This window comes from Pseudomonas sp. SMN11, assembly GCF_052041945.1.
Classification (GTDB): Bacteria; Pseudomonadota; Gammaproteobacteria; order Pseudomonadales; family Pseudomonadaceae; genus Aquipseudomonas.
Map to the genome: position 1 here is coordinate 1 of NZ_JBKGGW010000072.1, position 8,307 is coordinate 8,307.

6 protein-coding genes are annotated in these 8,307 nt (G+C 61.6%); all 6 read right to left on the reverse strand.

Features of this window, described 5'->3' with window-relative positions; genetic code table 11:
• Positions 1-75: 75 nt before the first annotated feature.
• Positions 76-939, reverse strand: a complete 864-nt coding sequence (locus ACLEJU_RS28435) for an ABC transporter permease (protein ID WP_435425569.1) — start codon at positions 937-939, stop codon at positions 76-78.
• Positions 940-953: 14 nt separating this feature from the next.
• Entirely contained in the window at positions 954-1,817 is an 864-nt protein-coding gene (locus tag ACLEJU_RS28440) for an ABC transporter ATP-binding protein (RefSeq protein ID WP_435425568.1), read from the reverse strand.
• 6 nt (positions 1,818-1,823) lie between these two features.
• Positions 1,824-2,843 carry an ABC transporter substrate-binding protein gene (locus tag ACLEJU_RS28445; protein ID WP_435425567.1) on the reverse strand — a complete coding sequence of 340 codons (1,020 nt, stop codon included), beginning with the start codon at positions 2,841-2,843 and terminating at the stop codon, positions 1,824-1,826.
• A gap of 17 nt (positions 2,844-2,860) precedes the next feature.
• Positions 2,861-3,760 (reverse strand): TauD/TfdA dioxygenase family protein, encoded by a 900-nt coding sequence (locus ACLEJU_RS28450; RefSeq protein ID WP_435425566.1) that lies wholly within the window; start codon positions 3,758-3,760, stop codon positions 2,861-2,863.
• A 187-nt stretch (positions 3,761-3,947) separates the two neighbouring features.
• Positions 3,948-4,289 carry a tryptophan synthase subunit beta gene (locus ACLEJU_RS28455; protein WP_435425570.1) on the reverse strand — a complete coding sequence of 114 codons (342 nt, stop codon included), beginning with the start codon at positions 4,287-4,289 and terminating at the stop codon, positions 3,948-3,950.
• Positions 4,290-4,443: 154 nt separating this feature from the next.
• Positions 4,444-8,307, reverse strand: a 3,864-nt coding sequence (locus ACLEJU_RS28460) for an immunoglobulin-like domain-containing protein (protein WP_440776772.1), incomplete at its 5' end; no start/stop codon positions are given.

Below are 8,307 nucleotides of genomic sequence, written 5' to 3' on the forward strand. Positions count from 1 at the left end.
CCCCCCCCCCCCTCCCCCCCCCCCCCCCCCCCCCCCCCCCCCCCCCCCCCCCCCCCCCCCCCCGGCACAGGTGTATTACCGCTGCATGCCCCACCGCCGAACGGTCAACCGCTCCAGGGTATTGAACACCAGCCCCTCGACCAGCAAGCCGATCAGGATCACCACCGCCAGCCCGGCAAACACTTTGTCGGTATACAGCTCGTTGCGGTTCTGGAAGATATACCAGCCCAGCCCGCCCTTGCCGCTGCTGGCGCCGAACACCAGTTCGGCAGCGATCAGCGTGCGCCAGGCGAACGCCCAGCCGATCTTCAGCCCCGAGAGAATCGAGGGCAACGCCGCCGGCACCAGGATGTGCAGGACCAGGCGCAGCCCCTTCAGGCCGTAATTGCGCCCGGCCATGCGCAAGGTTTCCGACACCCCGAGAAATCCCGCATAGGTATTCAGTGCCAGCGCCCACAGCACCGAATGCACCAGCACGAAGATCAGGCTGTTGTCACCCAGCCCGAACCACAGCAGCGCCAGGGGCAGCAGGGCAATCGCCGGCAACGGGTTGAACATCGAGGTCAGCGTGCCCAGCAGATCACGACCGAGCTGGGTCGACACCGCCAGGCTGGTCAGGCCGAAGGCCAGCACGATGCCCAGCAGGTAACCCTTGAGCAGAATCACCAGCGACACGCCGACCTTGGCCGGCAGCTCACCACTGAGCAGGCCGTCGCACAAGGCGGCGGCGGTCTGCAGGAAGGTTGGCAGCAGCAGGTCGTTACCCTGGTAGCGGGCGATTGCTTCCCACAAGGCGGCGATCACCACCAGGATCACGGCCTTGCGCAGCCAGCCGTGCTGCCACAGGCGCTGGACCAAGGGTAGGTTGCGTTCCACAGGCACACTGAGCAAAGGCTCCAGCTGCACCTCGTATTCCTGGCGCACAGGTGTAGGGGTCATGGCTGAAGCTCCTGTCAGTAAGCGATGCGAATGTCGTTGAAGCCCAGGTTGTCAGCCGGATCAGGCGCTTCGGCCTCGTCGAACAGCAACCGGTGGATGCGCCGCGCACTGGCCTGGAAGTCCGCGCCACCCATGCTGCCAAGGTCGTACTGGTGGCTGTGCACCTCCGCCCGAACCCGGCCCGGATGGGGCGACAGCAGAAGGATGCGGTTGCCGACCACCAGCGCCTCCTCGATGGAGTGGGTGACGAACAACAAGGTAAAGCGCACTTCCTCCCACAGCAGCAGCAGTTCTTCTTGCATCTTGCGCCGGGTCAGCGCATCCAGAGCGGCGAACGGCTCATCCATCAGCAGGATCTTCGGCTGGGTGGCCAGCGCCCGGGCAATCGCCACGCGTGCCTTCATCCCGCCCGACAGCATGTGCGGGTAGACATCGGCAAAGGCTGCCAGACCGACCTTGTCCAGGTAATGCAAGGCCCGTTCCTCGGCCTCGGAATGCTTGAGCTGGCCAGACACCACCAGCGGGAACAGGACGTTCTCTTTCACCGTTTTCCACGGCGGCAGCTGGTCGAACTCCTGGAACACCACGATGCGGTCAGGGCCGGGGCCGTTTACCGGTTTTCCCTGCAACAGAATCTGCCCTTCCCGGGGGTCGATGAAGCCCGCCACGGCCTTGAGCAAGGTGGACTTGCCGCAGCCCGACGGACCAAGCAGCACAAAGCGGTCGGCACGGTCGACTTCGAAGCTGACCTGATGGGTTGCCCGCACCACGTGCTGCGCGGTGCGGTATTCAAGGCTCAGGTTGTCCACCTGGAGCAACGGCGATGTAGCGACACGGCTCAGGTTGCTGGCCGTGTGGCCTGGCAAAGGGGCGGTCATGGGCGGTCAGCTCCCCTGCAGCGGGCGTTCATCCTGGAAGAAGTAGTCCTTCCAGGATTCCGGCTTGTGCTTGATGGCGCCAACCCGATAGAGGAACTCGGCCAGCTTGTAGGTGTTCTTCGGCGTGACAGTAAATTCGTACTGTGGGTTGTCGATCAGCTTGATCAGCGCGTCGCGGTCGATCTTGGCCTTGGTCACGCGGATGTAGGTATCCGCTGCAGCGGCCTTGTCCTTCTGGGCGAAGTCCGCCGCCTCGGCGAGGGCATCGACGAAGGCCTTGTAGGTCTTGGGGTTGTCCTTGCGGAATTTCTCGGTAGCGAACAGCACGGTCGGCGAGTTGGGGCCGAGCAGGTCATAGCTGTTGAGCACCACGTGCACGTCCTTGTTGGCCAGCGCCTGGTCCTGGAACGGTGGGTTGGAGAAGTGCCCGTTCAGTTCGGTGCCGCCGGCCAGCAATGCGGCGGTGGCATCCGGGTGCGGCACGGCAAGGGTGTACTTGTCGAGGCGGTTGTATTCCTTGTCACCCCACTGCTGAGCAGCGGCGTACTGCAGGAAACGCGACTGCACCGAAACCCCCACGGCCGGCACCGCAATGCGGTCCTTGTCGGAAATGTCGGCGATGGTCTTCACGTTCGGGTTGCTGCTGACCAGGTAGTACGGGAAGTTACCCAGCGAGGCCACGGCCTTGACGTTCTGCCGGTCCTTGGTGCGGTCCCACACGGTCAGCAGCGGGCCGACCCCGGCACCGGCGATGTCCACCGAGCCGGACAGCAACGCGTCGTTGATCGCCGAGCCGCCGGACAGCTGCGCCCAGTCGACTTCGATGTCGATACCCTGCTCTTTGCCGTGCTTCTCGATCAGTTGCTGGTCGCGTACCACGTTGAGCAGCAGGTAGACGATGCCAAACTGCTCGGCGATGCGGATCTTGCCTTCGGCGTGCGCCACGGCGGGGGCCGCCAGGCTGCCGACAACCAGGCTGAGGCCCAGGCCGATGCTTGCCGCCAGGCGGCTGATGGGTTTGCGCATGATGAATTCCTCAGTCGTCAGAACGGGGCATCGCCCTGGATGGTGGTGCGGAACAGTTTGCGGCGCAGGTGCGCCGGGCAACCGGTAGCCAGGTGGATCAGCGAACGGTTGTCCCAGAACACCAGGTCGTGGGGCTGCCACTGATGGCGGTAGATGTTCTGCTCAAGCACGCTCAGCGCGTACAGCTGCTGCAGCACGTCGCGGCTTTCATCGTCAGGCAAGCCGACGATACGGGTGGTGAAGCCTTCGCTGACGAACAGCGCCTTGCGGCCGTTCTCCGGGTGGGTGCGTACCACCGGGTGGATGACTTCCTTGACCTGCGCGAGCTGCTCGGCGGTCAAGGTCGGGCGCCAGTTGCCTTCAAATTTGGTTTCAGCGTAACGGGCGGTGTAGGAGTGCGCGGCACGTCGGCCCTCGACCACCTTGCGCAGAGCCTCTGGCACGGCGTCCCAGGCTTTGTGCATGTCGGCGAACAGGGTGTCGCCACCTTCGCTGGGCAGCTCCTGCGCGTGCAGCATGGAGCCGAGGCTTGGCAGCTCCTTGTACGACAGGTCCGAGTGCCAGAACTTGCCGGCATCGCCCAGGCCGATGTTCTGGCCATGTTCGACGATGTTGGAGACGATCAGGATTTCCGGGTGGCCTGTGAGCAGGAACTGCTTGAGCACATGGATCTGCAACTCACCGAAGCGGCGGCTGAAGGCGATCTGTTGTTCCGGGCTGATGCGCTGGTCACGGAACACCAGCACATGGTGGTCGAGGTGGGCGCGATGAATTCGGGTGAAATCCTCGGCGGTAACCGGCTTGGCCAGGTCCAGGCCAATGACCTCGGCACCGACGGCACCGGAGAACGGATGGATTTCAAAGGATTGCGGCTGGGCGCTGTCGTTGGACGACAAGGCGTTCGAGGCGGCTGGCATGTGTCACTCCCACGCAGTGCGCGACGTCAATGGCGCGCAACGATCAGAAACGCACGGGGATTACCCGTGTGGGTTCAAGTCGTGCGGCGCATCGATTGGTCGACGGGTACGCAGTGGGAGCAACTATAAAGGCATAAGAAAAATAATTTAAATACCTTTAATGCATAACCATATGAGCACGTCCCGCTCAGATAAGGCCATGTTCCGCCCCATCTTCGATAAGGTTGCTCAAGCCCCCCAGCGCCTTGCGCGCGGTTGAGCGGTTGAGCAGTTTCGCCTGGGCACCGGCTGGCAGGTCAGTGATGCTGAGCACGCCTTTGGTGGTGAGCACGTCGATCAGGTCTTCCAGCACGCGAATCATGTCCAGGTCGCTCTGCTTGAGCTGGCGCAAACTGTTTTCCACAACATCATCAGCGAACCAATGCTGAACCTCGGCGTGGTCGGCGGTAAGGACTTCCGTGTGCCCGGGAAATGGGTTGGGCTCGACACGTTGCAGACGGCCTTCGGGGTCGCGTTGTACGTAGATCAGGGCGTTGTCCAACGTCACGAGGGTACCTTTCGGATGGTTGCGCAATGAAATGGCAGGCGAGTATGCGCCTCCCCGCCGGTCGCAGGGAAGCGTAGCACTCGGACCGAAGCGTCCCGACAGCGGCAGCTGCTACCTGCCACTGTCGGGGTGAGCATCAACTGTTGTGGTTGTCGATCTTGATCAACGGGTCGGCACCGCCCACCAGCGAGTTGATCGTGGCGCTCGACCAGTTCACGCCCTGCATGGTGATGGTGGTGTCGACATGGTTTGCACCATCGGTCGCATTCAGCTCACCTTTGCTGCTCACCTGCAGAACGGTCTCGCCATTGACGGTGGAGACCTTCAGGTAATCGGTGATGTTGCTGCCCTTTTCGCCCTGCAGCAGGTCGCTCAAGTCAAGACGATCACCTTCGGACGCCTTGAAGTCGGTGATGACATCGTTGCCGGTATGCCCCGCCTTCCAGACGAACAGATCAGCGCCGCTGCCGCCGGTGAGGGTGTCGTTGCCCTTGCCGCCGATCAGAGTGTCGTTACCGGCACCGCCGAAGATGATGTCGTTGCCGTCCGTGCCCAGCAGAGTGTCGTTGCCGCTGGTCCAGGCAGGGGTGGTTGCCCCAGTAGCGCCTGGGCCGGACGCAGTAAGCGTCACGTACAGGTGCGCGGTATCGGTGTCGCCGTCCGGCTGGGTCAGCTTGTACTCGAACGAATCCACGTGGCCGGCGTTGTCCTTGCTCGCGGTCGGCTGATAGCTGTACGAGCCGTCCTTGTTGATGGTCAGGTCGCCATACAGGCCGGTGACCTTCATGCCGGCAGTGACATCCACCCAGCTGCCATTAACCTTGACCGACAGGGTCGAGGTCTCACCATTGGCGCCCCAGGTGTCATTGGTGGCGACCGAACCGGTTACAGCGTTGGCCGTCCACACGATCGAAGTCGTCTCCGGCACGTTGGCCTGGAAGTTATCGACGGTGATCGAGGCGTTGCCGTTATTCCAGTAGGTGTCATCGTGCACGCTCAACAGGATGCGGTACATCGCCCCAGCCGTCAGCGACTGCGTTTCGGCGTAGGACGTGTTGCTGGTGATGTCCCCACTCTGCGCCAGCGTCCAGGTAGCTCCATTGTCCAGGCTCTTGTAAAGGCTCCAGCCAGCGGTGTCCTGGCCGAAGAAGTTGCTCAAGGTGTTGTTGGTGACCGTGAACGACAGGGTCTCACCACCGACGGCGGTGTAAGTTGGCGTTACCGCCTGAGCATCACCGTCGCCGTAGCCGTTGTTGTCAGTCAGTTTCAGGGCGCTGCTGCTACGGGCCGCATCGAGCGTGCTGCCGCTGAGCGAGCTAGATGACCAGTTGTTCAGGTTCGAGCCGAGTTTCTCCGACAGGTTCGAGTCCCGATCGTAGACATTGGTGAACTTCCAGGCGTTGCTCTCATTGTTCGAGAAAGTTGCCAATGTGGTGGTGTAAGCCGCCGTGGTCACTTTCGACGAAGTCAGGTTGGCCGTGATGTCGTCGTTGGCAGCAATCGCATCGCTGCGGTCCTTGACGGTCAGCGTCAAGGTAGACGAGGCCGTCGAACCATTGGCATCACGAATAGTAAACTTCAGCTCAGCCGACAGATCGTTGGCAACGTCCTGGTTGTCTTTACCCGAGAACGTGTAGCTGCCGTCACCCTTGATGATTACTTTGCCTACAGTGCCCAAGTCGATGGTCTTGCTGTCGGTGGCGTTGGTGAAGGTGTAAGTCACGCCGCCGTACTGTACCGAAGCCAGTTTCCAGCCGTTGGCCGCCCAGCCGGCTGTGCCGCCGGTAGCATTGGCGGTGACATCGCCAGACACGGCGCTGCCGCCGATGCTGCCGACCAGCGCCTGGGTCAGCGCACTCAGCGAGGTATCCACCACCAGCACGTGATCATCGGCCGCGCCGCTGGTGATCGAGTTAGTGGTTTCACCCGGCTTCCAGCCGATAGGTTCCAGGTAGTTCTTATCCTGGTTGCTCAGCCCACCGAAACCGACAGCGTAGGAATCGTTGAAGCCTTTGTTGTTCAGGAAGTTGATCCAGGTGCTTTCGTTGGCCGAGGCGTCGTTCGGCGCGCCGTCGGACATGAAGATACTCACCAGCTTGCTGCCGCCTGCAGGAGGGTTGGTGTAGTTGTTGGTGACCGCGTTCAGCGCCGAGGCGTAGTTGGTCGTACCGCCAGCGTTGAGGTTGTCGATGGCCTTGAGCGCATCGTCCAGGTTGGTGTACCAGCCACCGTCCTTGCCAGAACTGTGGAAGGTGGCGCTGCTGGCGAACGACACGATGAACACCGAGTGCACGGTGCCCGACTGGAACAGGTTCTTGACCGCGTCCTTGAGCATTTCCAGGCGGCTGTTGTAAGGGCCTGCGCCATCCGGGTCGCTACCCCCCGCAACGCCGCGTGGCCCCATGCTGCCCGAACGATCGAGCACCAGCACCACGTCGGCGCCGCCGGCAGTACCACTCTCGACGATAGAGGCCGTGGAGTTGGCGATCACCTGCGGGCCTTTATCGTTGTCGAAAATCGTCCCGGTGGCGGTGTTCTGGCTGCCAACAGCCAGGTTCTCGTAGAAGTTGTTGTTGTCGACCACCTGCTTGATAGTGGCCGTCAGCGTTTCATCACCCTCGATCTTGGTGTCGTCGTAGGTCTTCACATCGAACGAGTAGCTGCTGTTGCCACCGGTGATGGTGACACTTTTCGGCAGCGTACCGACAACGTCGGAGGCGTCCGCAGTGCCGCTCCACTCCAGGTTCACCGTCACCGATTTGCCGGTTGGAACGGTGATGGCCTTGCCCGTGGCGTCGACCAGGTCGACCTTGTAGGTGAAGGTGCCACCTTCGGTGACCGAGCCGTTGACGATGCTGATCTTGGCGTAAACGGTGTCGATCGTGTCAGCGATGTTCGCGGTCGCGGTGGCACCGGTGTAATCGACTTTCTCGTAGTTGCCGCCCGTGACATTGGTCACGGTCGCGGTGAGGGTGCTTGCGTCTTTGAATACGTCTTCGGAGTTCGGGTTGGTGACAGACAGCACACCTTTGCCCGCAGCATCCACAGTGACCTGATACAGCGAACCGGCAACGTTCACTGTGAGGATGGTCGCGCCGCTGCCCTTCGGTACATTGCTCAGTTCAAAGTGGAATGTGACAGTACTGTCAGCCTCGGTGGCCGCGTCAGCGGTTACCTTGACTGTGGTGCTGTTGATCGTATCGGCGACGATAGCTGTGGCTTGAGCGCCATTGACATCGCCTTTTTCGAAGTTACCACCATTGATCGAGGTCACCGTGGCCGTTACGGTGCTGACGTCCTTGTAGACGTCCTCCACGTTGGTGTTCACCACGTCCAACGTGCCATAACCGCTGGCGTTCAGCGCGACCGTGTAGATCGTCCCCTCGACATTGACGGTGAGGCTCGCTGGGTAACCACTCTGTGGGGCGTGACTGAGCTGGAACTCGAAGTTGACGAAAGGGTCGCCTTCTACTGCGTTGTTGGCGGTAACAGCCACGGTGACAGGCGTTTCAGTATCGGCGATGTTCGCAGTGGCGGTAGCTCCCGTTTCAATCTTCTCGAAGTTACCGCCAGTGCCGCCGATTACTTTCGCTGTCAGGGTGCTGGCATCGTTGTAGTAGTCCTCGCCGTTCGGATTCGCCACGGCCAGGGTTCCCTTGCCATTGGCATCGATGCTGACCGTATAGGTAACGGTGCCGACCAGTACTGCCAGGCTGGTTGGGTAGCCGTCCTGCGGCTTGTGGCTCAGTTGGAAGTCGAAGTTCACCTTAGCGTCGGCTTCTGTCGCGTCATGCGCGGTGACCGTCACCGTGACTGGGGTTTCGGTGTCTGTGATGGCTACGGTTGCAGTCGCGCCAGTGACGCTGGTCGCCTCGAAGTTGCCACCATTGATCGCGGTGACCGTCGCGGTTACAGCGCTTCCATCGACATAGACATCTTCACCGTTGGTGTTTTCCAGAACCAAGGTGCCCTTGCCAGTCGAATCGATTTCGACGGTGTG